General features: G+C 64.6%; 17 protein-coding genes and 1 tRNA gene. 9 read left to right on the top strand and 9 right to left on the bottom strand.

Annotated elements, in window-relative coordinates; translation table 11 throughout:
• Positions 1 to 48 precede the first annotated feature (48 nt).
• The 3 genes from pnp to Q0071_RS20740 all read left to right on the top strand — a co-directional run bounded on the left by pnp (position 49) and on the right by Q0071_RS20740 (position 5,334).
• Complete coding sequence (gene pnp / locus Q0071_RS20750; RefSeq protein ID WP_298174218.1) at positions 49 to 2,343, top strand: polyribonucleotide nucleotidyltransferase; 2,295 nt, start codon at positions 49 to 51, stop codon at positions 2,341 to 2,343.
• A 148-nt stretch (positions 2,344 to 2,491) separates the two neighbouring features.
• The gene (locus Q0071_RS20745; protein ID WP_298174216.1) at positions 2,492 to 4,594 is read left to right on the top strand and encodes a hypothetical protein; all 2,103 of its coding nucleotides are present in this window, start codon (positions 2,492 to 2,494) and stop codon (positions 4,592 to 4,594) included.
• Positions 4,591 to 5,334, top strand: coding sequence for a DUF3142 domain-containing protein (locus tag Q0071_RS20740; protein ID WP_298174214.1), 744 nt, complete (start codon positions 4,591 to 4,593; stop codon positions 5,332 to 5,334). The genes Q0071_RS20745 and Q0071_RS20740 overlap by 4 nt, the downstream gene beginning before the upstream one ends.
• Here the strand turns inward: Q0071_RS20740 and Q0071_RS20735 are convergent.
• Together Q0071_RS20735 and Q0071_RS20730 are read right to left on the bottom strand one after the other, a co-directional pair.
• On the bottom strand, positions 5,291 to 6,463 hold the full coding sequence (locus tag Q0071_RS20735; protein ID WP_298174212.1) for a GGDEF domain-containing protein: 1,173 nt from the start codon (positions 6,461 to 6,463) through the stop codon (positions 5,291 to 5,293). The two genes, Q0071_RS20740 and Q0071_RS20735, sit on opposite strands and share 44 nt — an antisense overlap.
• Positions 6,464 to 6,569: 106 nt before the next feature.
• Positions 6,570 to 7,286: a GcrA family cell cycle regulator gene (locus tag Q0071_RS20730; RefSeq protein WP_298174210.1), complete on the bottom strand. Its 717-nt coding sequence runs from the start codon at positions 7,284 to 7,286 to the stop codon at positions 6,570 to 6,572.
• Between the two features lie 267 nt (positions 7,287 to 7,553).
• Between Q0071_RS20730 and Q0071_RS20725 the strand changes: the two genes are divergently transcribed.
• A complete protein-coding gene (locus Q0071_RS20725) occupies positions 7,554 to 8,306 on the top strand; it encodes an ABC transporter permease (protein ID WP_298174258.1) in 753 nt (250 codons plus the stop codon).
• Between the two features lie 45 nt (positions 8,307 to 8,351).
• Here the strand turns inward: Q0071_RS20725 and hspQ are convergent, their stop codons facing one another.
• Complete coding sequence (gene hspQ, locus Q0071_RS20720; protein ID WP_298174208.1) at positions 8,352 to 8,732, bottom strand: heat shock protein HspQ; 381 nt, start codon at positions 8,730 to 8,732, stop codon at positions 8,352 to 8,354.
• A gap of 165 nt (positions 8,733 to 8,897) precedes the next feature.
• On the opposite strand from hspQ, the gene Q0071_RS20715 reads away from it, so the two are divergent.
• Positions 8,898 to 8,987: transfer RNA gene (locus Q0071_RS20715), tRNA-Ser, on the top strand.
• A gap of 106 nt (positions 8,988 to 9,093) precedes the next feature.
• On the opposite strand, the gene Q0071_RS20710 is transcribed toward Q0071_RS20715, so the two are convergent.
• Positions 9,094 to 13,578 (bottom strand): calcium-binding protein, encoded by a 4,485-nt coding sequence (locus Q0071_RS20710; protein ID WP_298174206.1) that lies wholly within the window; start codon positions 13,576 to 13,578, stop codon positions 9,094 to 9,096.
• A gap of 705 nt (positions 13,579 to 14,283) precedes the next feature.
• Between Q0071_RS20710 and Q0071_RS20705 the strand changes: the two genes are divergently transcribed.
• Entirely contained in the window at positions 14,284 to 16,254 is a 1,971-nt protein-coding gene (locus Q0071_RS20705; RefSeq protein WP_298174204.1) for a hypothetical protein, read from the top strand.
• A 4-nt stretch (positions 16,255 to 16,258) separates the two neighbouring features.
• On the opposite strand, the gene Q0071_RS20700 is transcribed toward Q0071_RS20705, so the two are convergent.
• Positions 16,259 to 16,729, bottom strand: coding sequence for a hypothetical protein (locus Q0071_RS20700; RefSeq protein ID WP_298174202.1), 471 nt, complete (start codon positions 16,727 to 16,729; stop codon positions 16,259 to 16,261).
• Between the two features lie 243 nt (positions 16,730 to 16,972).
• Between Q0071_RS20700 and Q0071_RS20695 the strand changes: the two genes are divergently transcribed.
• From Q0071_RS20695 to Q0071_RS20685, 3 genes are read left to right on the top strand one after another with little or no spacing between them, the layout of a single operon-like run.
• Positions 16,973 to 18,013: a LysR substrate-binding domain-containing protein gene (locus Q0071_RS20695; protein WP_298174200.1), complete on the top strand. Its 1,041-nt coding sequence runs from the start codon at positions 16,973 to 16,975 to the stop codon at positions 18,011 to 18,013.
• 20 nt (positions 18,014 to 18,033) lie between these two features.
• On the top strand, positions 18,034 to 19,233 hold the full coding sequence (locus tag Q0071_RS20690) for a molybdopterin-dependent oxidoreductase (RefSeq protein ID WP_298174198.1): 1,200 nt from the start codon (positions 18,034 to 18,036) through the stop codon (positions 19,231 to 19,233).
• On the top strand, positions 19,233 to 19,535 hold the full coding sequence (locus Q0071_RS20685) for a cytochrome C (protein WP_298174196.1): 303 nt from the start codon (positions 19,233 to 19,235) through the stop codon (positions 19,533 to 19,535). The genes Q0071_RS20690 and Q0071_RS20685 overlap by 1 nt, the downstream gene beginning before the upstream one ends.
• Positions 19,536 to 19,551: 16 nt before the next feature.
• Here Q0071_RS20685 and Q0071_RS20680 read toward each other — a convergent pair whose 3' ends face one another.
• From Q0071_RS20680 to Q0071_RS20665, 4 genes are read right to left on the bottom strand one after another with little or no spacing between them, the layout of a single operon-like run.
• Positions 19,552 to 20,517 carry a hypothetical protein gene (locus Q0071_RS20680; RefSeq protein ID WP_298174194.1) on the bottom strand — a complete coding sequence of 322 codons (966 nt, stop codon included), beginning with the start codon at positions 20,515 to 20,517 and terminating at the stop codon, positions 19,552 to 19,554.
• Positions 20,517 to 21,317 (bottom strand): hypothetical protein, encoded by an 801-nt coding sequence (locus tag Q0071_RS20675; protein WP_298174193.1) that lies wholly within the window; start codon positions 21,315 to 21,317, stop codon positions 20,517 to 20,519. The genes Q0071_RS20680 and Q0071_RS20675 overlap by 1 nt, the downstream gene beginning before the upstream one ends.
• A 4-nt stretch (positions 21,318 to 21,321) precedes the next feature.
• Positions 21,322 to 21,738, bottom strand: a complete 417-nt coding sequence (locus Q0071_RS20670; protein ID WP_298174191.1) for a DUF6152 family protein — start codon at positions 21,736 to 21,738, stop codon at positions 21,322 to 21,324.
• Positions 21,739 to 21,749: 11 nt separating this feature from the next.
• Complete coding sequence (locus Q0071_RS20665) at positions 21,750 to 24,203, bottom strand: TonB-dependent receptor (RefSeq protein WP_298174189.1); 2,454 nt, start codon at positions 24,201 to 24,203, stop codon at positions 21,750 to 21,752.
• Positions 24,204 to 24,211 lie beyond the last annotated feature (8 nt).

The following is a 24,211-nucleotide window of genomic DNA, read 5'->3' as shown; positions in this document are numbered from 1 at the left end:
GCAGCAAACCCCGTGCGCAATTTGGTGCGCGGGCTCGAAGGAAAACGCATGTTCGACGTCAAGACAGTATCGCTGGAGTGGGGCGGCAAGACCCTCACTCTGGAAACCGGCCGCATTGCCCGTCAGGCTGACGGCGCGGTCCTCGCCACTTATGGCGAAACCGTTGTGCTCTGCGCGGTGACTGCCGCCAAGAAGGTCAAGGAAGGCCAGGACTTCTTCCCGCTGACCGTGCACTATCAGGAAAAGTTCTCGTCCGCCGGGCGCATCCCGGGCGGCTTCTTCAAGCGTGAGCGCGGCGCGACGGAAAAGGAAACGCTGGTTTCCCGCCTGATCGATCGCCCGGTGCGTCCGCTGTTCCCCGAGGGTTTCTACAACGAGATCAACGTCATCGCCCAGGTGCTGAGCTATGACGGCGAGACTGAGCCTGATGTGGTTGCGATGATCGCCGCCTCGGCAGCGCTCACCATCTCGGGCGTGCCCTTCATGGGCCCGATCGCGGCTGCCCGCGTCGGCTTCAAGGACGGCGAGTACCAGCTCAACCCGTCGCTGAGCGAAGTTGCCACTGGCCGCCTCGATCTCGTCGTCGCCGCCACCGATGCGGCCGTGATGATGGTCGAATCCGAAGCCAAGGAACTCACCGAGGACGAAATGCTCGGCGCGGTCATGTTTGCGCATGACGAGATCCGCAAGGTCGTCGGCGCGATCATCGATCTGGCCGAGAAGGCCGCCAAGGATCCTTGGGAAATCGACCTCACCGACAACACGGCGGACATCAAGGCCAAGCTCAAGGCGCTCGTCGGCGCCGATGTGGCCGCTGCCTACAAGCTCACCGACAAGTCTGCGCGTTCGAACGCGCTGAACGAGGCGCGGGCCAAGGCCAAGGAAGCCTTCGCCGAGGAAGGCCCGCAGACCCAGATGGTCGCGATGAAGACCATGAAGAAGGTCGAGGCCGACATCGTGCGCGGCGCCATCCTCAAGGACGGCACGCGCATCGACGGGCGCACCACCACGCAGGTCCGTCCGATCGAATCGATCGTCGGGTTCCTGCCGCGCACGCACGGTTCCTCGCTCTTCACGCGCGGTGAAACGCAGGCGATCTGCACCACCACGCTGGGCACCAAGGATGCCGAGCAGATGATCGACGGTCTCGACGGCCTGTCGTATCAGCGCTTCATGCTGCACTATAACTTCCCGCCCTATTCGGTTGGCGAAGTTGGCCGTTTCGGCGCTCCGGGCCGCCGCGAAGTGGGCCATGGCAAGCTGGCATGGCGCGCGCTGCACCCGGTGCTGCCGACCAAGGACGAGTTCCCCTACACGATCCGCGTTCTCTCGGACATCACCGAGTCCAACGGCTCGTCCTCGATGGCGACGGTTTGCGGCGGCTGCCTCTCGATGATGGACGCGGGCGTTCCGATCGAACGTCCGGTTTCGGGCATCGCGATGGGTCTGATCCTTGAAGGCGACGAGTTCGCCGTCCTTTCGGACATTCTTGGCGACGAGGATCACCTCGGCGACATGGACTTCAAGGTGGCCGGCACCAGCGCGGGCATCACCACGATGCAGATGGACATCAAGATCGCGGGCATCACGCGCGAGATCATGGCCAAGGCGCTGCATCAGGCGAGCGAAGGCCGCGCGCACATCCTGAACGAGATGACCAAGGCTCTGGGTTCGGCCCGTACCGAGCTTTCGGCCCACGCTCCGCGCATCGAGACGATCCAGATCGACAAGTCGAAGATCCGCGAAGTCATCGGCACCGGCGGCAAGGTGATCCGCGAGATCGTCGCCGAGACCGGCGCCAAGGTCGATATCGACGACGAAGGCCTGATCAAGATCAGCTCGTCCGATATCAACCAGATCGAGGCCGCGAAGAAGTGGATCCTTGGCATCGTGGAAGAAGCCGAAGTCGGCAAGGTCTATGATGGCAAGGTCGTGAACATCGTCGATTTCGGCGCGTTCGTGAACTTCATGGGCGGCAAGGACGGCCTCGTCCACGTTTCCGAGATGCGCAACGAGCGGGTCGAGAAGCCCACCGATGTGGTCAAGGAAGGCCAGGCCGTGAAGGTCAAGGTGCTCGAGATCGATCCGCGCGGCAAGGTTCGCCTTTCGATGCGCGTCGTCGATCAGGAAACCGGCGCCGAACTCGAAGACACCCGCCCGCCCCGCGAACCGCGCCCCGAGCGGAGCGACCGTGGTGATCGCGGCGATCGCCGTGGCCCGGGTGGCCCGCGCGGTGATCGTGGGCCGCGTCGTGATGGCGGCGGCGGTCGTGACCGTGGTCCGCGTGGCGGCGGTGAGGGCGGCGGGGATCATATCCCGGCGTTCCTCAAGTCGGACGACTGATCGCTCCGGCTTCAGGCCAGATGAAAAGAGGGCTCGCGGCAACGCGGGCCCTTTTTTCTTGCCTTGGCGCGGGCGGCGGGGAACCATGTGCGGGCAGGTGAAGCGGGGAGAGACGACGATGCGGCTGAGGCTGAGCAGAAGCGTGGCCATGGCGGGATTGCTCGCCTCATCGGGCGCGGCGCTGGCCTGTGCCGATGTGGGCTGCGATCCCACATGGTCGCTGTTTGGCGGGGCGCAGGCCTGCCACAACCGGGTCGTAATCGCGCCGGGGAATGACAGCCGCGTCAACCTGCTGGCCATGCTGCGCGATTCGACCGGGCTGGGCCTGACCGGCGCGGTGACGGGCGGCGGCGACTATCCCAAGCCGGAATACGACGAGGAAGGCTTCGGCCACATGTTCCTTGATTGGGGCATGTTGACGCGGACATGGGTGCCTGCGCTCGATCCGCAGGCCGAACCGCCGGCGAACGCCATCGATGGTCCTTGTCCGGCGTTCCGCGCCGCATCGCCCGAATTCAACGAGGCGCTTGCGGCGAACCGGGCCTTGCCGGGAAGCGACAAAACAGCGCTGAGCACCGCGAGAACGCAGCTTGTCGCACGCTGCGCCGATTCCTCGCTGCCTGCCGTGCTGCCGGGTGTTGCGGTCAGCAGTGCGCCGGGCAAGGCCTTTCTCGGCTATCTGGCGGCTTCAGACGCATTCCATGCGACGCGCTACAGCGAAGCGGCCAGCGGCTATGCGGCGCTAGTCGGTGCGCCGGATCCGTGGGTGGCCGAGACCGCGCGCTACATGGTCGCCCGCGCCTGGCTGGGCGAGGCGCTGGTGCACAGCATGGGCGAGTACGGTTATTTCGAAGGCCTGAAGGCGGTCGACAAAGCGGCCGCGCAGCGCGGGCGAGCGGCGCTGGCGGACTATCTCAAGGCCTATCCCAAGGGCCGCTATGCCGCCTCTGCACGCGGGCTGGAGCGGCGCGCGATGTGGCTGTCCGGCGATTTTGCCGCGCTGGGCCAGCGCTATGAAAGCGTTCTGGCCGAGGCGCCGAAGGAGGGCGAGCCGATTGTCGACCTGATCAACGAGGTGGACGGCAAATTCCTCTCCAACAGCGATAATCCCAATCCGCTGGGCGGGGGGTTGCTGCTGCTGGCGGCAGCGGACATGAAGGCCATGCGCGTTGCCGATCCGGATGATCGCTATTCGTCGGGCGCAGAAACGCCGCTTGGGGCTGACGCGCTGGCCAGCCAGCAGGCGAGCTTCCTGCGCGCGCCGCAGCTTTATGGCTTCCTGCAGGCGAACCACGCGTTCTACGTCGCGAAGGACTATGCGCGCGTGCTCCAGTTGATCCCGGACGATGCGAAGCGGCCCTCCTATACGCCGCTTGCGTTCAGCCGGCAGGTGCTGCGCGGGCAGGCGCTGGCGGCGAAGGGTGACCCGAACGAGGCCGGTTTCTGGCTGGAACTGCTCGGCGGGGCGAAAGCATTGTGGCAGCGGCCCACGGTCGAGCTGGGCCTGGCGATGAACTGGGAGCGCCACGGCAAGCTAGCGCAGGTCTTTGCGCCGGGTTCGCCGATCACCGACCGCATGGTGCGCGAGATCCTGCTGATGCATTCGGCAGGGCCGGGGCTGCTGCGCCAGGTGGCGCTCGATGTCGAGCGTGCGCAGACCGAGCGCGACGCGGCGCTGTTCACGCTGCTCTACAAGCAGCTGAGCCGGGGGGACTATGCCGGTTTTCGGACCAACCAGCCGCTGGCGCGCGGTGATGCCCCGACCGACGGGCTGTGGGGCTTTGCGCCCGGTTCAGCCACGCCGCTGGGGCTGTTTGCGAAGGGTCGCACCGCGCAGGCCGGCTTCGCCTGTCCCGCCCTGCAAGGGACTGTCGCCGCGCTGGCCGCCAATCCGCAGGACGTGCGCGCGCGGCTGTGCCTCGGCGAGTTCTGGCGGCTGAATGGCTTCGACGGTTTCAGCATGCTCGATACGCCGCCTTCGCGCGGGGCGCTGGGCGGGGCGGCGAACGAATATCCCGGCAAGCCGCTGGCGCGCGGGGCGATCTACGCCGCAGTGATCGCCGATGCGCGCAGCGCGCCGGATGATCGCGCCTACGCGCTTTATCGCGCGGTCAATTGCTACAGCCCCTCGGGCTACAACAGCTGCGGCGGCGAGGATGTGCCGATCGCGCAGCGCAAGGGCTGGTATGACCGGCTGAAGCGCGAGTTCCCGAAGAGCTCATGGGCGCAGAAGCTGAAGTACTATTGGTGAGACGCGGCGGGGCGGCGCTGCTTGCGGCACTGGTGCTGGGGGCCTGCCAGCGCGCTGAGGCACCGCAGCCGGTCGATCCAGCCCGCCACGATCAGTTTTTCCTCTGGGCCGGGGTGCCGCCGCCACCGGCAGTGGCCAATGCGCGGGAACTCTACATCCTCGGCGGCGAGATCCGGCGCGGCGGCGCGGCGCAACTCGTCGGCATGCGTGCTGGCGTGCCGCACGTGCGAAGCGCGAAGGTCTGGCTGACGGTGCGGGCCGCGCGGCTCGATTGGAGTGCGCCCGTCTGGGATGCGGTGCGCGCGATGCTGGAACGCTGGCGGGCAGCGGGAAACCGGCTGGAAGGGCTGCAGATCGATTTTGATGCGGCGACACCGGGGCTGGGCCACTACCGCGCGTTCCTTGAGCAGGTGCGCCGCGAATTGCCGCCAGGCACCCGGCTTTCGATCACCGGCCTGCTCGACTGGAGCGCGAACGGCGATCCGGCGGAACTGGCGCGCCTGGCGGGTCTGGTCGATGAAGTGGTGATCCAGACCTACCAGGGCCGCACGACGATCCCCGGCTATGCCGCGTGGTTCCGCCGGATCGACACGCTGCCGCTGCGCCACAAGATCGCGCTGGTGGAGGGCGGCGAGTGGACGCCTCCCGCAGCGCTGGCGCGCGATCGGCGCTTTGCCGGCTATGTCATCTTCCTGCTCAAGCCGCCTTTGCCTGCGGATCTGGGCTCTCGCCGGCCGTGAAGATGCGGTTGCGGCCTGATTGCTTGGCGAGATAGAGCGCTTCGTCCGCTGCCTTCAGCGCGGCGCTCTTGTCCGGATAGGCGAAGGCGTCGGCGATCCCGCCCGAGAAGGTGATCTTGCCGAACGGTGTATCGTTGGCGCGGTTGACGAGGCGCCGACCGGCGATTTCCTCCCGCGCGGAATCGAGTTTTTTCCACGCCTTCTCGACCGTGTGATTGCGCCAGATGACGGCAAATTCCTCACCGCCATGGCGCGCAACAAAGCAGCGCGCATCGGCAATGCGGTTGAGCGTTTCGCCAACGAGCTTGAGCACGCGGTCGCCTGCGGGATGGCCGTGCGTATCATTCACGCGCTTGAAATGGTCGATATCGACAAATGCGAGGCACAGCGATTCCCCGGCATCGCGCGCATCGCGCATCTCGCGTTCGAGCATATGATCGAAGGCACGGCGATTAGGGAGGCCGGTCAGGTGATCCATATCGGCGACGCGCCGTGTCTCTTCGAGCGAGGTCTGCAGCACTTGGCCGCGGCGTTCGCTGCAGGCGAGCTCGCTTTCCATGGCGATGCTGCGCTCCATCATCGCGCGGGTCAGCGCGGCGAGTTCGGTGATGACGACCCCGGCGCGGCCGACGCCTTCGAGCTCATCGACATGCTGCCGGAGCGCGCTGCTGTATTCGCTCGTGGCATTGCGGGCGCCACTGGTGGTCTTGCTGAATTCGTCGAGGCTGTCTTCCAGGCGTCCCATCAGCACAGCCAGCGCTTCGCCGTTCTTGTCGTGCGTTGTTTCGCTGCGCTGCTCCTCGATCCAGCCAAGCGTGATCGGCAGACCTTTCTCGGTGCGTTCGAGGATCTGCTGAGCAAGGCGCGGCGCGCCGCCCGTGACGCATTCGTAAGCGACCGTCAGCGTGCTCGGCAGGACATCGAGATCATGATCGATCAGGAAATCGGCGATCTTGCTGATCATGCGACGCTTGGCCGGCAGCCACACTTCGCGCGCTGTCATCTCGCGCGTGCCGGAGGCGGGCGCCGCGTCGGTACCCGGCTCCTTGGCATCATCGGCCACGCTGCCGCTGAACCACTGCCACCAGCGCGACTTGCGCGCGTTTGCGCCTGATGTCTCTCTGCTCATGCCATCGAGAACGGCACAACCGACGCGAGGTTAACCACGCGAAGAAGCGGAAAGTGGCGGCAATCCGTGGTTTTTGGACCAGAACGGACTTAAGTGACAGCCTTTCTCAGCGCACTCTGGGCCCGCCGAAGGGCATCGGCGGCGGCGGACGGCGATGGCCGCGCGGCAGCTGTGCCTGATAGGCGCGGCCGCAATGCTCGACACAGTAAGGGAAGCCGGGATTTACCTTGTCGCCACAGAAGTGGAAATCGGGCTCGCCCGGGTGGCCCATCGGCCAGCGGCAGATGCGGTCGTTGAGATCGAGCAGGCCGGTCTTGTCGGCCACTTCCTGGCTGGGCCGTGCGGGCACGAGGCGGCGGGGCGGGGCGGGGGGGATCGGCGCTTGCTGATCGCCGGGGCCCTGACGGAGGAAGCCGCCCGGGCCGACCGAGACAATGCGCGGCTGCGGCGGGGCCGGCGGTGCGTCAGCGGCAGCGGTGGGAGCAGGCGCGGCGGGCGTGGGTGCAGCCTCGACCGGTGCGACGGGGGCACGCGGTGCGGGCGGCGGGCTGGCCGGCGCGGCGGGGGCCGGACGCGGCGCTGCGACGCGCGGTTCGGCAGGCGCGGCAGGTTCGGGTGCCGGGCGCGGCGCCTTGGCGGGCGCTGCCTCGCTCTTCTCGTTGGGCTTGACCGGGGAAGGGCGCGCCTTGAGGCCAAGCCGGTGCGCCTTGCCAATCACCGCGTTGCGGCTGACTCCGCCCAGTTCTTCGGCGATCTGGCTGGCGGTCGCACCGCCCTCCCACATCTTGGTCAGCTTCTCGATCCGCTCGTCCGTCCAGCTCATGCCGTCTCAAATCCTTCAAAACCCGTCCTGCCGGCGCATCTTGCCGCAGGATCCGACTTCATGCGCGGGCAAACCCGGCAGGGCCCGCGTTGCAATGCCTTGCCTTGACCCGGCATGCGCGATACCGCACCGGGCATGGCCGATCAACCGATGCCCCTGACCGGGGCCGCTTTTCCAACAGAACAACCCAGCCGAGCGGGGGATTTCCCGCCGCCGGGCGAAGTGCGTTTCCGCAGCTTCAATCGCTTGGGGCTGTGGACCCTCTATATGAAGGAGGTGCGCCGGTTCTTCAAGGTGCAGACCCAGACGATCTGGGCACCAGCGGTGACGACGCTGCTCTATCTGATGATCTTCACCCTCGCCCTGGGCGGCGGTGGCCGTATTGTGCTGGGTGTGCCCTTCGCCACGTTCGTTGCGCCCGGCCTCATCGCGATGGGCATGATCAACAACTCCTTCGCCAATTCGAGCTTCGGCCTGCTCGTCGGCAAGATCCAGGGCACGATCATCGACTACCTGATGCCGCCCATCTCGAATGCAGAGCTGATTCTCGCGTTGGTGGCGGCTGCCGTCACGCGTGCGATCCTCGTGGGCTTTGCCGTTGCGGGTGCGATGCTGTTCTGGCCGGGCGTGGACCTTACCGTTCAGCACCCCTGGGCGGTGATCTGGTTCGGCCTGATGGGGGCGATTCTCCTCGGCCTGATCGGCGTGCTGACTTCGCTCTGGGCGGAAAAGTTCGATCACAATGCGGCGATCACCAATTTCGTGATCACGCCGATGTCGATGCTTTCTGGCACGTTCTACGTGATCAGCAATCTTTCGCCGACGTTCCAGACGATCAGCCGCTTCAACCCGATCTTCTACGTGATCTCGGGCTTCCGCTTCGGCTTTCTGGGGCAGAGCGACATCGGCACAACCAACGAAGCCGTGCTGCACGGCGCGATCGGGCTCGGCGTGCTCAATCTGGTGCTGTGGATCGCGATCTATTACATCTTCCAGTCGGGCTGGAAGCTGAAGGCCTGAGGCTTAAGGGGCCAAGCGGCAAACTCTGCCGCCGTCTCCCCGGCCTTAGTGCGAGAGACCCCGGCGCAGGCGGTAGCGCCCTTCGCGAAAGGCATCGAACATTTCGTGCACCGAGGGGTGGTCCACCGGGCCGCCTTCCGCATCCGACATCAGGTTCTGCTGGCTGACGTAGGCGACGTAGCTGTTCTCGTCGTTCTCTGCGAGCAGGTGATAGAACGGCTGTTCGCGCGGCGGGCGGATTTCGGCGGGAATCGATTCGTACCATTCCTCGCTGTTCGCGAAGACCGGGTCGATATCGAAGATCACCCCGCGGAAATCGAACAGCTTGTGGCGGACGACGTCGCCAATGGCGAACCGCGCTCGTGAAACATGAGGAGCCGTGATCTCACGGCCAGCCTGGGGCGAAAAGAAAATCGCTCTATCCATGGATGCGAATATAGGGCGCTGCGGAACGGAAACAAGCGAGCCATGGTGCAAGGCCGTGGATTGTAGGGCAGGTGTAACATGTTTCCCCTTGGCAAGCGCCGGGGCATGCGCTAACGGCGCGCTTCCTCGACCGGGACGGCTTCGGCCGGCTCAACGACACTTCGCGGAGAGGTGGCAGAGTGGTCGAATGCACCGCACTCGAAATGCGGCATACGGGCAACCGTATCCAGGGTTCGAATCCCTGCCTCTCCGCCAAGTGCCTCTGGTCTTCCCACAGTCAGCAGCCCGATCGGCTGGTCGCTTGGTCGCCGGTCCTCTCTGGCGCGGCGCGGCTCTGGGCCACGCCGCGCGCGCTTCGGGTTCAGACGAACAGGAGGTCGAGCATGATATCGGACGTGATTGTGCCCATGCCGAGGTCTGCAATCTGGTAGACAGCCTTGTCGAGGCCGGTGTCCGCCGTCGTCGAGGCATCACTCGTGTAATAGAGGATGTTGTTCCCGGCGCTGTTGACCGCGATGATGAACATCCCGTGCGGGGTGACCGAGTTCTCGTTGTTGATATAGCTGCGTACCTGTGCAGCGCTGGACAGCGTGGTGCCCGCCACGAACAGATCTGCCATGCCCAGATTGTCTGCAGACGAAACGGTATCGATCACAAGGTTGCCGAAGACTCCGTCGACCATGAATGCAGAGCTGTCAAACGCCAGCTTGTCTTGCCCACGAGTGAAATCATTGATCCTGTCACCGCCTTCCTGCTTGGCGTTCCACACGAAGGTGTCCTGGCCGGAGCCACCGGTCAGCTGGTCGGCGCCGAAGCCACCGAAGATCCTGTCGTTGCCGGCCTCCCCGTTGATTACGTCATCGCCGCCCTGTCCATTGATGTTGTCAGCGCCGCCTAGGCCGGAGATCACATCCTTGCCGCTGCTGCCGATGATGGTGTCGTCATTGGAGTCGAGGCCGACGATTTCCAGATGATCGTTGCCGCTCCAGTTCTGGAAGTTGAACGCCGAAAAGTCTGATGGGTACTCATCCAGATAAATCGTCAGCGTCTCGGTCGTATTGGCGAAGGTCGCATTGCCGGAAAGTACGAAGTAGGGAAGGTAGGGTAGCTGCCAAGCATATATACTGGCGCTCAAATCGGCGTTGACTGCTGTGACCGACATGCCTGTCACGGTTCCAGCAGCAAGCAGTAGTACGTTGCTCATGACATTTGCACCACGCAAATCCGTATCGCCTAGCAAATGGAGCGTGCCGAAACCGAAATAGTCGTCATTGGCCTCGGCCGTGTTGCGGACCAGATAGCGCGCGGAACCATCGCTTTCGAGAAAGTCGCTGCCAAGGCCGCCGAGAATGGTTGCGCCAGCGCTGCCGTAGATACTATCGCTCCCGCTTCCGCCGATTAGATAACTGGAGACATCACTACGTCCGGAAATATCTACTCCGGTAGTTGTCGCCGAGGCATCTATATTTTCGAAATTCGTGACAAAGTTAAGATAGGGTTCGTTATCAGGAAACCTATCGTAGTAATAATAGATAATTTGATTGGGATTAAATCCGAATGAATAACTTCCATCATTCGGATTGTAGATTAAACCATACTCGCCATCAAGATAAACAGACCTGCCGACTTGGTCCTGCAGCACCAGCGTATCGTTGCCCTCGCCACCATCGAGCCTGATGCCTGTGGCAGCGGGATCATAGGCCAGCCGGTCATCGCCCCCGCCGCCGTTGATCACCGCGCCGTTCCGATAATATCCGCTTAGCGTGTCCTTGTCCGCACTGCCCGTGAAACCGGAGATCTCGCGGCTGAGCGTAACTGCCGTATCGCCCCCGGTGCTGACTACAACGATCTTGTCCGCGGCGTCGCGGTTGTTCATCGCGATGCGCGATAGATCGGTGGTGGAACCGTTCGAAAGCTGGATCGTGAAGGTCTGGGTGAACCCGTCTGCAGCGGCAGCACCGATGGAAGAGAGGCGCGAGGCGTTTGCGTCGCTTATTGTCATCGCCAGATTGCCGACCCCTGTGTAGGTCAGATTTTCGACATTCCTGATTGAATTGCCAAGCAGGCTCGTCGTCCGGTCGAAGCGGAGAACGTCCGCTCCCGCGCCGCCATCCACGATGTCGGCATCCGTCAGGTTCGTCCCAGTGAAGATGAATACATCCGCCCCTGCGCCGCCTTTCAGCTGGTCGTTGCCGCCGCCCGCCGCAATCGTGACCCCATTTGCCGCGCCCAGCCGCGAGGCATCGACCGTGTCGTTGCCAGCGCCGCCAGTCACCGAGATGACGCGGCCTGCCACTCCGGTGAAGTTTCCGTCGACCAGCGTCACACCGTTGCCGCGCGCAGACAGCGTGACGTTCTCGACCCCGGTCATCTGAGTCAGCCCATTGGCCACCGTGCTGCCGCGTGTTTGCAGGATCAGGGTATCATCGCCGCCCCCGCCGCTGATCGTGTCGCCGGTGAGATTGATCGCGTCGAACACGAAGAGGTCGTTCCCCGCACCGCCGAGCAGCGTGTCCTGTCCGGAACCGGCGTAGAAGGCCAGCGAGTTGTCACCGGTCACCGCCGAGCCATCGATCGTATCGTTGCCACTGGCGCCAAAGATATCGATCGCGCCGCCCTCGGCATCGGTGAAGTTGCTGTTGGTCAGCGCAATGCTGTTGGTGCCGAAGGTGAGGGCAATCGTTTCCACCCCCGTCATGCCCGCGATGGCAGCTGCGGTGATGGTGCCGGCCGTGGTGATCTCCAGCCGGTCCACTTCTGCGCCGCCAGAGATAGTGTCGCCGCTCAGGTCGGTCGCAGCGAAGCGGAAGACATCTGCGCCTGCCCCGCCTTTCAGGACATCGATGCCGGCGCCGGAATTGAACAGCACGCTGGAGGTGGTGCTCGTCAGACCGGAGGCGTCGATAGTATCGGCACCGGAATTGCCTTGCACGGTGATCTGGGAACTGGCGAGGCCGGTGAGGTTGGAGTCGAGCAGTTTCAGGCTGTTGGTGCCGGTTGCGAGGTTGATCCGTTCCACGCCGCTCACGCCAGACAACGCGGCTGCGCCCAGTACGCCTGCTGAGGTTATCTCCAAGGTATCCGAACCAGCCCCGCCAACAACCGTGTCGCCCGCAAGCTCTGCCGCATCAAAGCGGAACACGTCCGCCCCCGCGCCGCCCCGCAGCACATCGAGGCCGGAGCCTGTCATGAAGATCGCAGCGTTCGTGCCGGTCAGGCCCGAACCGTCAAGGGTGTCCGCGCCGCTGGTGCCGATGACGTTGATCCGCGCGCCGCCGAGACCCGCCAGATTGCCATCCACCAAAGTCAGGCCATTGGTGCCCGCTGTCAGCGAGATGGTCTCCACGCCGCTTACCCCGGACAGCGCGGCCGCACCCAATACGCCCGCTGTGCTGATCACCAGTATGTCCCCGCCAGCCCCTCCGACGACCGTATCCCCCGCAAGGTCTGCCGCCGCAAAGCGGAACGTGTCCGCCCCTGAGCCGCCTTTCAGCACATCAAGGCCCGCGCCGGACCGGATGTCGAGCGCGTTCGCGCCAGTCAGACCCGAGCCGTCGATGGTGTCCGCGCCGCTTGCGCCAAAGATCGTTATGATGCTGCCGGATACGTCTGCCATGTTGCTGTTGAGCACTGTCAGGCCATTGGTGCCGGCGGTCAGCGAGATCGTCTCCACGCCGCTCACGCCAGACAGCGCGGTGTTGCTCAGCACGCCGGCCGTGCTGATCTGCAAGGTGTCCGAACCTGCCCCGCCGGCAACCGTATCGCCCGCAAGGTCCGTCGCCGCGAGTCGGAACGTGTCGGCGCCCGCGCCGCCGCGCAGCACATCAAGGCCCGCGCCGGAATTGAACAGCACGCTGGCGCTGCTGTCGGTCACACCAGAGGCGTCGATGGTATCGGCGCCGGAGTTGCCTTGCACGGTGATCCTGCTGCCGGCCACGCCGGTCATGTTGCTGTTGAGCAGCGTAAGGCTGTTGGTTCCGTCGGCAAGCGTGATTGTCTCCACCCCGCTCACGCCGGACAGCGCGGCGGCGCCGAGCAGGCCAGCTGTACTGATCTCCAAGGTGTCCGAGCCTGCACCGCCGACAACCGTATCGCCCGCAATATCCGCCGCCGCAAAGCGGAACACATCTGCGCCTGCGCCGCCCCGCAGTACATCGAGGCCCGAGCCTGCCAGGAAGATCGCAGCGTTGGTGCCGGTCAGGCCAGAACCGTCAAGGGTGTCCGCGCCGCTGGTGCCGATGACCTTGATCCGCGCGCCGCCGAGGCCGGTCAGATTGCCGTTCACCAATGTCACGCCATTGGTGCCTGCGGTCAGCGAGATGGTCTCCACGCCGATCACCCCAGACAGCGCGGTCGCACCCAACACGCCTGCCGTGCTGATCACCAGCACGTCTGCGCCGGCCCCGCCGATGACCGTATCCCCCGCAAGGTCTGCCGCCGCAAAGCGGAACGTGTCCGCCCCTGAGCCGCCTTTCAGCACATCAAGGCCCGCGCCGGACCGGATATCGACTGCATTGACGCCGGTCAGGCCCGAGGCATCGATCGTGTCAGCCCCGCTTGCACCGAACACCGTGATTCGCGCGCCCGTGACGCCGGTCAGGTTATTGTTCAGGAAGGTCAGGCTGTTGGCGCCGGCTGCGAGCTGCACCGTTGCAATGCCTGTCATCCCGGCCAGCGCGTCGATTGCCAGCAAACCTGCCGTCGTCAGTTGCAACAGATCGGCGCCGCCGCCACCGGTCAACGTATCCAGCGCAGTGAGATCCGCCGCCGCGAACAGAAACGTATCCGCCGCCGCGCTGCCGATGAACGTGTTGTTGGTAGCCGCTTGGCCGGTAAATGTCGCCATGATTGCTTATGTCCCCGTCATAATACTGCAACATCGGCTGGATGACCGAAATTCGTGGCTGCAGATGAGGGAATCCCCTTAGGTGGTCAATGTGCTTCTGGATGAATGCCTACAATACGTTCGGAATGGACTAAAAATTCTTAGTCATAAGGCCCAATATTTCCGCTCAAAGAAAATATTTATAAACCTTTATTGAAATTTAATCAAAACTAAAGTTAGCATAATTACATCCAGGAAATATTTCAGCGAAGGTGGCGATAGACAGCACACGAACAAGGTGTTCGCGATAATATTTGTAAAAATTGTCCTGAATATTAGAAGAAATATTCAAAATATTCACCGATATTGTAGATAAGAATAACCCAATCTCTCTAAAATACTCCGATTGATAACTGGCTGGCGGGCTCTGGCTGGTCTGGAGATCGGGTTCGCGGGATCTGCAATCGGCAGAGCGCAGTCATCGGCCCATGGCTGCAAACGGATTCCGCTTGAAAGAAATGGTCCTTCAGGCTTGGGCTTTGAAGGCAACAAGCGCTGCGCCCTCGCCTTGCGATAGAGTTGCTGGTCATAAGCATATGAGCAGCGCTTGCTTTATCGCGGACAGTCGGCTTCCTAGACATCGGGAGGGGGCTGCCGATCACCGGCTTTGCGGACTGTTTGCGGTCCCTGAACCTGCTTGCGTTTGTCGCTCATGCCGGAATGATCATGCACCAGTTTCCACGTCCGCGTGCGCGCCGGTTGAGGCCGACTGTCCGGGATACCTGGCTGGTGGCGGCTGTGGCGGCGGTGTTCGGGGATGCTCAGCCGGTTATTGCCCAGCGCGTTGACGACAATGCCGCGACAAGTGCGGGCGATGCGTTTGGCCAGGCGATCGGCAATGAACGCGTGGGGCTTTACACGGTCGACGATGTGCGCGGGTTCAACCCGGTCGATGCCGGGAACACGCGGATCGACGGGCTCTACTTTGCGCCGGTCGACCGGCCGCCGAACCGGCTGATCCGGGGCAGCAAGGTGCGCGTGGGCATTTCGGCGCAGGGCTATCCGTTCCCCGCGCCGACCGGGATCGTCGACTATGATCTTTCCGTCAGTGCGCAGGCCGATCAGGTGACGCTGGGCTTTGAGCGCGCGCAGTTCGGCTCGCGCGTGCTCAACCTTGATGTGCTGCAGCCGGTGGCCGAAGGGCTGAAGGTCTATCTCGGCGGCACGATCCGGCGGCAGAACCGCCACGAGGGCGGCAGTTTCAAGTCTTACATCGCCTCGGGCGGGCTTTCTTGGGAGCCTTATGCCGGTGCGCGCTTGGCGGCTTTCTATGGGCGTACGCGGACCTATGACGACGAGGCCGCGCCTTCGATCTTCCCCGGCGGAGACTATCTGCCACCGCAGATCCAGCGCCGCGCGATGATCGGGCAGAGCTGGAGCAAGCGCGACAATACCCAGGAGCTGATGGGCGCGTTGGCCCGGCTGCCCTTCGGCAAATGGACGTTCGAGGCTGGCCTGTTCCGCGCCGAGCGGCGGTTTGATGCCAACTTCACCGATCTGTTTGCGGGCATGCGGCCCGATGGCACGACGCCGAACCGGATCATGGTGGCGGACGCCAACAATCTCGACCGGACACTTTCGGGCGAGGCGCGGCTGACGCGCACATTCGGGACGTCTTCACTGGCACACCGCCTGATCGTGAGCTTTCGCGGGCGCACCGGAAACCGGCGCTTCGGCGGAGTGCAGCGGATCGCGCTGGGCGAGAGCAGCCTCAATTTCGCCGACGAGCGACCACGCCCCGTTTTTGCGTTCGGACCGGATGATACGGACGCGTACGGGCAGGCCACGCTCGGTCTGGGTTATACGCTGACCGCGCCGGGCCGCTTCCTCTTCGATATCGGGATATCCGGCTCGCGCTATCGCAAGACGCTGACATTCGTCTCCGCGGGGCTGGTCACCTCGGTACGCGACCGGCCGGTGATGGGCAGCATGACCGGATCGCTCAACCTTACGCCCACGCTGGCGATCTATGGCGGGCATGTGCGCGGCTTCGAGGAAGTGGCGGTGGCACCCGCCAATGCCGCAAACCGCGGCGCGGTGCCGCCGGCGATCCGCACGCAGCAGACCGACCTGGGGCTGCGCTATGCGGTGACCCCCGCGCTCAGCCTCGTGGCGGGCGTTTTCACGATCACCAAGCCCTATTACAACCTCGACGAGCAGGCCAATTACCGCGAGCTGGGCTCCTCATCCAACCGGGGCGTTGAAATGTCGCTGACGGGCAGCGTGCGGCCGGGGCTTACGCTGGTGCTTGGCAATGTCCTGCTGGATTCGCGCATCAGCGGCGAACTGGTCGATAGCGGCAGGATCGGCCTGCGCCCGATTGGCAGCATCCGCCGGCGCAGCATCGCCACCATCGACTGGCGGCTGGGCGGCGGGAAGAGCCCGCTGTCGCTCGATCTCGCTGCTGAGAGCTTTTCCGCGCGCATCGGCAATATCGGCAACGGGCTTTCTGCACCGCCGCGCGAAACCATCGATCTGGGGCTTCGCTATCGGTTCAGCGTGGCCAAGGCGAAGGGCCTGTTGCGGTTGCAGGTCGCGAATGTGCTCGACGACTATGGTTGGCAGGTCGCCGCGAATGGGGCGTTCCAGTATTCGACCGGGCGGCGCTTCCTTGCCGAACTGCGGTTCGATCTCTGACAGATCACAGCGGCACCGGCGCGGGCTTGACCTCCAGTTGGGGTGCGAAGACGAGGTGGCAGGCGACGCAGCGGTCGTTGATCGCCTCGCCGGCCTTGAACAGTGCGCTGACGTCCTTGCGCTCGGCGGCATCGGCGCTCGCGCTGGCGGCGGCTTCGAGATCGGACGCAAGCTTTGCCCACCGGGGATCGCCCGGATCATAAGGCGGCGCCTTCAGGACATGCGCGAGCTGGCGTAGGGTGAGCGCGTCACTCTCCGCGTCCTCCCACGCTTCGGCGGAGCGCGGCTCGCCCGAGCGGGTGCCACCAGCGTCAGTCTCGGTCTCGGTCCAGGCCCAGAGCTGCACCGCATTGCGTTGCATGACATGGCCCATCAGTTCGGGCAGCGGGAGCGGCGCGCCAGCCGGCTCGGCAGCGCGCAGCACCGAAGTGCCAAGCGCGAGCAGGGCGGCGGCGCAAAGGATGAAGCGTGGCATGGGACCCCCCCTTGGATTACCGGCAACACCATAGGCTCTGGCCCGCCGTGTCCCTGCCAACCATTCCTCATATGCTTATGAGCAAGCGCGATATTCCGGCACGGCTTGTTCCGCCGGGACATAAGCATTGCATTTTTTGACTTGAGCTTTGTGCCAATCTCTACTAAATCAATAGACACAGATGCTACCCTGCGCAGGATGCTTCTCCACCGCGAGTGAGGGGCTTCCAGTGAGGGTCGGGGCATGAATTTCCAGCAACTGCGCTATGTGCGCGCAGCGGTTCAGAACGATCTCAATCTGACCAAGGTAGCGGGCGAACTGTTCACCTCGCAATCGGGGGTGAGCAAGCAGATCCGAGAGCTGGAGCAGGAACTGAGGGTCGATATCTTCGTGCGGCGCGGCAAGCGGCTGGTGGGCCTGACACCGGCCGGCGAAAGCGCGGCCAAGGTGATCGAGCGGCTGCTGCAGGAAGCGGACAATCTCAAGCGGCTTTCGGCGCAGTTTGCCGAGGCTGACAAGGGCTGCCTGATCATTGCGGCGACGCACAATCAGGCCAACTACGTGCTGCCCAGGCTGCTGCTGCGCTTCGGCGCGCAGTTTCCCGACGTGGAGGTGGAACTGCTGCAGGGGACGCCGAGCTTCGTGGCCGAAGCGCTGCTGCGCGGCGAGGCGGATATCGGCGTGGCGACTGAGGCGGTGGACGGCTATCCCCAGCTTGAGACCCATCCCTGCTTCACCTGGCAGCATGTCGCCATCGCACCCAAGGGCCATCCGCTGCTGGAACTGGAGGCGCCGACGCTGGCCGATCTCGCGCGTTATCCGATCATCACCTACAGCGCCGAATTCTCCGGCGGATCGCAAGTGCAGCAGGTGTTCGAGCGGGCAGGGCTGGAGCCCTATCTGCGGCTGCGCGCGATGGATGCGGATGTGATCAAGACTTACGTCCGGCTGGGCGCGGGGATCGGCATCATCGCGCAGATGGCGATCGAGAACGGGCAGCTTGAAAACCTGGCGGTGGTTCCGGCCACGGCGGGCTTTTTCGGCACGAGCAGCACCAAGATCGCGCTGCGCAAGGGTAGTCTCCTGCGCAACTACGCCTATCAGTTCATCGCGATGCTTGCCCCGCATCTCGATCCGCAGGTGCTGAGCGGCCGCAAACGGGCGCCAGCCGGGGCAGCGGTTCCAGCAATCGCGAGCTTTGCCGAGCGCTCCGATCTGCTGTTCGGGGAGGGCGGTCCGGCCGAGCTAAACAAGGCGGGCGCGTTTGCCGCCGCCGGGCGTTGAAGGCCGGAGGAGTTTCCCTGATGTCCACTCTCGATCGCCGTCAGTTCGTTGCCGGAGCAGGCCTTTCGATGGTAGGCGCGGCCGAGCTGGCAGGTGCCGCAACAGTCCGGCTGCCTTTCGCCAACGGGACGCGCCCGCTGGTGCGCGCGCCGCAGAAGCGCCCGATGCTGCTGCTGACGGCGCGTCCGCCGCAGTTGGAGACGCCCTTTGCTGTGTTCAATGAAGGTCTGCTGACGCCTAATGACGCGTTCTTCGTGCGCTATCACCTCTCCGGTCTGCCCGATGCGATTGATCCGGCAAGCTTCCGCCTTGCAATCGGCGGTCATGTCGAAAAGCCGCTCGACCTTTCGCTCGCCAGCCTGAAGCGCAATTTTCCGGTGACCGAGTTGGTCGCGGTGAACCAGTGTTCGGGCAACAGCCGGGGCTTTTTCGAGCCGCGGGTGGGCGGCGGGCAGCTTGCCAACGGCGCAATGGGCAATGCCCGCTGGCGGGGAGTGCCGCTGCGGACTTTGCTTGACCGTGTCGGGGTGCGCGCCGGGGCGCGGCAGGTGACGTTCAACGGGCTCGATGTGCCGCCTGCGGATGGCGTGCCCGATTTCGTCAAGGCCCTCGATATCGATCACGCGCGCGATGGCGAAGTCATGGTCGCCTGGGCGATGAACGGTGCCGATCTTCCGTTCCTCAATGGCTATCCCCTGCGGCTCGTGGTGCCGGGATACTACGGCACCTACTGGGTCAAGCACCTCAGCGAGATCATGGTCGTCGATGCGGAGTTCGGCGGCTACTGGATGAAGACCGCCTACCGCGTGCCGGACAACGCGTGCGCCTGCGTAGCGCCCGGTACGAAGCCGGACAGGACGCGGCCGATCAGCCGGATCAATGTCCGCTCCTTCTTCACCAGCCATGCCGACGGTGCGCGGGTGCCTGCTGGGCGCGTAGCCGAACTGCGCGGCATTGCCTTCAGCGGCGGCGCGGGCGTGGCGCGGGTGATGGTCTCTGCCGATGGCGGCGCAAGCTGGAGCGAGGCGCGGCTGGGCGAAGACCTCGGTCGCTTTTCCTTCCGCGAATGGCGGCTGGGGTTGCGGCTGGAGGCGGGCAGCCATGCCATCAAGGTGCGCGCCTTCACCACGGACGGCGAGACGCAGCCGCTGGAGCCGCGCTGGCAACCTGCGGGCTACATGCGCAACGTGGTTGAATCCTTGAAGCTGGAGGCGCTGTGATGCGCGCGTTCCCCCTTGCCATGCTAGTGCTCGCGGCCTCGCTTTGCGTAGCGGCGCGGCCGGTGCGCTATGCCCCGCTGCTCGAGCAGATCCCCGCCGAGCTTGCCGGGAGCGGCGATGAAGTGGTGGTGCGCAATTGTTCTGCCTGCCATTCGCTGGAGTACATCGTGACCCAGCCGCGCGGCAAAGGGGCGCAGTTCTGGCGGGACTCTGTTACCAAGATGATCACCGTCTACAAGGCGCCGGTCGACCCCGCTGAGGCCGACGCGGTTGCGGCAGCGCTGACAGCCAGGTTCGGCTGAGCGCTGCCGGAGCCCGTTAGCGGCTGATTACGGCCTCTTCGGACGGCACGCCGACCGCGCCGCCGCCGAAGGGGCCGTTGTTTTCCGCGCAAATCCGCTCGGCATGTTCATAGCGCAGCGGCCTCCCCGGCTGGTTGACCGGCTTCACATCGAAGTGCCAGCCATCGGGCGTGTCCGCCGCAGTAAACCGCCGCGCTGGGATCGTCGCTGTCCAGGGCCGGGTGTAAACCGTGGGATCGGTGAAGGTGGCGATATAGTTGAAGCGCTGGCCCGCCGGATCGAACACGAAGCGTTCGGCGACCTTCGCGTTCTCGCTCATGAAATCGCCATAGCGGCCGAACAGCGCCTTGCCATTGTTGTTGGTGACATCGACGACGAGCGTGTTGCCTTCCCAGTGCCCGCGCGAATCCCCGTTCCACAGCTTGATCTGCGGCGGCAGGTGCGGCGATCCATCCAGCTTGATGACGCGGGTGCCGGAATCGAACAGGAACACGACGTATCCCGTGTACTGGCGCACTTCATAGCCGTGCCACATGAACGATTTTGGCACCCCCGCCGGGGCGCAACGCGCGAGCGGCTCGATGTAGCGGGGCTTCACCGGGTTGGGGAAGTTCTTCGCGAAATCCTCCTGCAGCGCGCGGGCAGCGGGCAGGTAGGGGATCTGGCCATCGGCGGGATCGCTAACGCGGCTGGGCGCACGCTGATCGCGCGGGAGCTTCGCCGCCGCCGAGGGTTCGCCCGGCGGGCCGGCCTGCGGATCGGTGAAGTTGCTGTGGTTCGAAATGGTGTTTGACCAGAAGCCGCCGACATCGGGCTGGCCATCCGGCAGGCGCGCTCCCGTCCAGTCGCCCGAGGCGATGACCGGCACGGTCTTTTCCCAGCGCGCGGCGGCGTTTGCAGGAGCCGGTGCGGTCTGCGCCCGCACAGTCGGCGCAATCGCCATCAGCCCGAGCGCGGCGGTGCAAAGCAGCAGGCGCTTCATCACTTGCCCTCCTTGTGCGGATAGAACGGCGCGTAATCGAGGGTGTAGCAATAGTCCTCGATCAGCTGGAAACCCTTGTCGCGGCGGCGGTGGAGCAGGACGTTGATCGTCCACGGTTTCGTATAGACCTTGGGGTCGTCCAGCGTGGCGCGGTAGTCGATCGTGTTGGCATCGATCAGCGTCCAGCGCTCGATCACATGCAGTTCCTCGCTGTGATAGTTGCCGGCGCGGTCGAGCCAGGTTTCCTCGTTGAAGTCGGTGACATCGACGACCAGCGTATCGCCGTCCCAGCGTCCCCGGCTGTCGCCCAGCCACAGCTCCTGATGCTGCTCTTCGGGATGGAGCGAGCCATCGGTGCGGATTGTCCGGACCTGATTGCCGAACTGGTGGACCAGCGTGAGATCGGCCGGGCGTTGGAAGATCTGGAAGGGCGCCTGATAATAGATCCCGCGCGGCACGCCGAGCACGAAGCACTTCAAGCGCGGGTCGTCCTTCCCGCGCACTTCGAAATTGCGCTGGCGCTGCGCGAGGGCTTCGGGGCGATAGGGGATCGTGCCGCTAACGACCACGCCGGGCCCCGGCGGCGCATCGCGCCGCCCGGTATGGGGCTCCAGATCATATTCGGCCTCGCCCAGCACCTGCCAGATGCCGGAGAAATCGGGCTTGCCCTCGGCTGTGCGCGGGATCGGGGCGGGCGCGGTGGCCGGCGCCGGCACGGTCTCTGCCGGGCTCGGCACCGGCCAAGCGAGCGCGGCCAGGAGGAGCGCCGCGCCAAGCGGTTTCAGGGTGTTGCTCGCCATCGGATCAGCTCACCGGCGGCGGCGGAGCATCGGGCGCGCTGCCTGTCTGCACCTTGCGTCCGCCGGGGAGCACGATGGTGGTAGCATAGCCGAAGGGGCCGCCGTTCTTGGCCTTGTAGCCCGCGAGGCGGATCGGCACTCCGGCGTGAACATCATCGCGGCTCACGTTGCTGGCGCGCAGAGAGCTCGGCGTGCCGAATTCGAAGCCCCAGTTGGTGACCGAGCCATCCTTGTTGCGCACGTCGATATAGATCCAGCTGTGCGGATTGACGAAGCGGACCTTGGTGACGACCCCGTTCAGGACGAGCGGCTTGGAGCTGTCGAACTCCGCTGCAAAGGCATGATGGGCAGAACTGGCAGTTGGCAGCGCCACGGCACCAGCCATGGCGGCCGCGATTAGCAGAGACTTGGTCTTGAACATTCGGGCCTCCATCAGAACTTCGTGCGCAGCAGCAGGCCGATGTAGCGGCGGGGGCCGATACCATCGTAGCCAACCGGTGCGTTGTTGCTGAAATCGTTGACGCTGGTGGTGTACTTCGTGTCGAACACGTTCTTGCCGACCACGCTGAGCTCGGTCTTGTGGCCCGCCACATTGGTGATGATGCCGAAGCCCGCATCAGTCAGGTGATAGGCTTTCTGGAACCCGTAGGGCGAAAGCAGCTGCTCCAGATTGTGGCTGGTGCGGTAGGTGTCGATCCCGAAGGCGTGGAATGAAATGCCCGAATGCCCGATCTCGCGCTCGAAATCGAAGCCGGTGATCACGGTCCACAGCGGCGCGCCGACGATCTGCTTGCCGGTGTTGTTGCAGGTGGGGTTTGCCGCCGTGGTTACCACGTTGCGCGGGTAGGTTGCGGTCGACCAGTCGGTGTACTTGGCATCGTTGTAGCCGACCGCGAGGTTGAGCGTCAGACCCTCGACCGGCCGCGCCGAAGCCTCGAATTCCACGCCCCGCGCGCGCAGGCCCGGAATGTTGCCGAGCACCGAGCTGAACCCGATCGGTGAGATCGGATCGGGAATGCTGGTGGTCGCCTGATAGTCGCGCACCTTGGTGTAGTAGAGGTTCACGCTGAACGAGAGTGCGTGATCGAGCAGATCCCCCTTGAGGCCGAGCTCGAAGTCGGTGGTCTTCTCGGCGTTGACGTTGCGCTGGTTGCCGTTGTTGTCGAAGGCGACGGCACCCGATTTCCCGCCGCCGCTGGCCGAGGCATAGAGCAGCAGATCAGGCCCGAGCTTGTAGCTGGGGTTGATCAGCCAGGCGACCGAGTCCTGATGGATCGGATCGCCGAGGACATCGGTGTAGTTCACGCCGAGTTGACCGGCGCGGATCGCATCGGCGGTGGCATTGCCGGTCGAAACCAGCGCGCTGCCATCCACGAAGGTGGCCGCCTTGGTGGTGATGCTGCGCTTCTGTTCGCGGGTATAGCGCAGGCCGCCGGTAATCGTCAGGCCCGGAAGCGGCTTCCAGTCTGCCTGCGCAAAGGCGGCCTGGCTGTTGGAAACCGGGTTCTGATAGGTGATCGAGCGGACGTCCTTCAGCGACTGTTGCAAGAGGGCAAAGCCGGCCGGGGAATTGAGCGTCCGGTACTGGGCGTTGGTGGCATAGAATGCACCGGCGTCCGCGCCATAGAGCGTGCGGCTCGTGGTCTCGGTATCGATCTTGTAGACATAGAGACCGGTCTGGAAGGTGATCTGCGAGCCCAGATTGCCGGACAGGCGCAGTTCTTCCGAGAGCTGCCGGGTATCGACCAGCGTACCGCCGCGGTTGATCGCAAAGCGTGTCTGCTCGCTATCGTTGTTGGCATCGAAGTGGAAATCGCGCAGCGCCGAGATCGACTTGATCTCGAACGGCCCCGCATCCCACGTCGCGACCAGCGAAACGCCCTGGTTGCGCGTGATCAGCGGCAGTGCCTGATCCATGTCGATCGTATCGAGCGAGCCGATAATCGGCTGGTAGCCGCCGAAATAGCCGCGCGCGAGGCGGGTGGTATAGGTCGTGGTGCGCACCGAGCCATCGTCGAGCGTGGCGGGATCGATGATGAAGGGCTTGGTGTTGCTGTTCTCGTTGGTTTCGGCGAGATCGGCATTGAGGCGCAGCGAGAAGTGGTCGCTCGGCTTGAAGAGCACCTGTACGCGGCCGCCCCAGCGCTTGCGTTCATGCCAGCGCCCGCCGAGCGCCGGGTTGACGTTGAGGATGTCGCCGTCCTGCTTGTCGAAGAAGAACGAGGCGCGGTAAGCGAGGACATCGCCGACCAGCGGGCCGGAGTACGACCCGCGCGCCTTGAACGCGCGGCGGGTGAAGCCGGTCTCGAGATCGAGCGAGCCTTCGGGCGTGAACGAGGGCGCCTTGCTCGTGTACTTGATCACGCCGAGCGAGGTGTTCTTGCCGAGCAGCGTGCCCTGCGGCCCGCGCAGGATTTCCACCTGCTGGAGATCGGTGAAGTCCTGATAGGTCATGCCCACGTGGCCGAGGAACACGTCATCGACGATCACGCCGACGGCGGCTTCCATGTTGTCGTTGCCGCTGGTCTTGCCGATGCCGCGCAGCGAAACACCCGTGCGGCGCGCGTTGGGAGTCGTTGCGGTGAGGCCCGGCGCGCGCTGGGTGAGGTCGGCCAGCGTGAAGGCGCGCTGCTGGGCGATGGTCTCGCCGCCAAGCACCGAGATCGGGATCGGCACGTCGTTGAGGTTTTCCGCACGGTTGCGCGCGGTGACCACGATGGGTTCGCCCGCATCGGCGGCAGCATCGGGGACGGCTGCATCGGTTGCGGCGGCGTCAGGGGCAGGGGCTGGCGCAGGGGCTGCCGCAACCTGAGCATAGGCGGCGGGCGCTGCGGATAGCAGCAAGATTGCGAGCGCCGAGCGCACGGACGGAGTGACGAACGTCATGATGTAGG

This window comes from Novosphingobium sp., assembly GCF_027486195.1.
Lineage (GTDB): Bacteria > Pseudomonadota > Alphaproteobacteria > Sphingomonadales > Sphingomonadaceae > Novosphingobium.
The sequence above is the reverse complement of the archived record's forward strand: the minus strand, read 5'-3'. Positions and strand labels throughout refer to the sequence as shown.

Excerpts from the sequence above, each read along its gene's own strand:
- Q0071_RS20680 (WP_298174194.1), bottom strand. The coding sequence starts at position 20,517 with ATGAAGCGCCTGCTGCTTTGCACCGCCGCGCTCGGGCTGATGGCGATT.
- Q0071_RS20685 (WP_298174196.1), top strand. The coding sequence starts at position 19,233 with ATGCGCGCGTTCCCCCTTGCCATGCTAGTGCTCGCGGCCTCGCTTTGC.
- pnp (WP_298174218.1), top strand. The coding sequence starts at position 49 with ATGTTCGACGTCAAGACAGTATCGCTGGAGTGGGGCGGCAAGACCCTC.
- Q0071_RS20665 (WP_298174189.1), bottom strand. The coding sequence starts at position 24,203 with ATGACGTTCGTCACTCCGTCCGTGCGCTCGGCGCTCGCAATCTTGCTG.
- Q0071_RS20725 (WP_298174258.1), top strand. The coding sequence starts at position 7,554 with ATGAAGGAGGTGCGCCGGTTCTTCAAGGTGCAGACCCAGACGATCTGG.
- Q0071_RS20730 (WP_298174210.1), bottom strand. The coding sequence starts at position 7,286 with ATGAGCTGGACGGACGAGCGGATCGAGAAGCTGACCAAGATGTGGGAG.
- hspQ (WP_298174208.1), bottom strand. The coding sequence starts at position 8,732 with ATGGATAGAGCGATTTTCTTTTCGCCCCAGGCTGGCCGTGAGATCACG.
- Q0071_RS20710 (WP_298174206.1), bottom strand. The coding sequence starts at position 13,578 with ATGGCGACATTTACCGGCCAAGCGGCTACCAACAACACGTTCATCGGC.
- Q0071_RS20695 (WP_298174200.1), top strand. The coding sequence starts at position 16,973 with ATGAATTTCCAGCAACTGCGCTATGTGCGCGCAGCGGTTCAGAACGAT.
- Q0071_RS20700 (WP_298174202.1), bottom strand. The coding sequence starts at position 16,729 with ATGCCACGCTTCATCCTTTGCGCCGCCGCCCTGCTCGCGCTTGGCACT.
- Q0071_RS20705 (WP_298174204.1), top strand. The coding sequence starts at position 14,284 with ATGCACCAGTTTCCACGTCCGCGTGCGCGCCGGTTGAGGCCGACTGTC.
- Q0071_RS20735 (WP_298174212.1), bottom strand. The coding sequence starts at position 6,463 with ATGAGCAGAGAGACATCAGGCGCAAACGCGCGCAAGTCGCGCTGGTGG.
- Q0071_RS20690 (WP_298174198.1), top strand. The coding sequence starts at position 18,034 with ATGTCCACTCTCGATCGCCGTCAGTTCGTTGCCGGAGCAGGCCTTTCG.
- Q0071_RS20670 (WP_298174191.1), bottom strand. The coding sequence starts at position 21,738 with ATGTTCAAGACCAAGTCTCTGCTAATCGCGGCCGCCATGGCTGGTGCC.
- Q0071_RS20675 (WP_298174193.1), bottom strand. The coding sequence starts at position 21,317 with ATGGCGAGCAACACCCTGAAACCGCTTGGCGCGGCGCTCCTCCTGGCC.
- Q0071_RS20745 (WP_298174216.1), top strand. The coding sequence starts at position 2,492 with ATGGCGGGATTGCTCGCCTCATCGGGCGCGGCGCTGGCCTGTGCCGAT.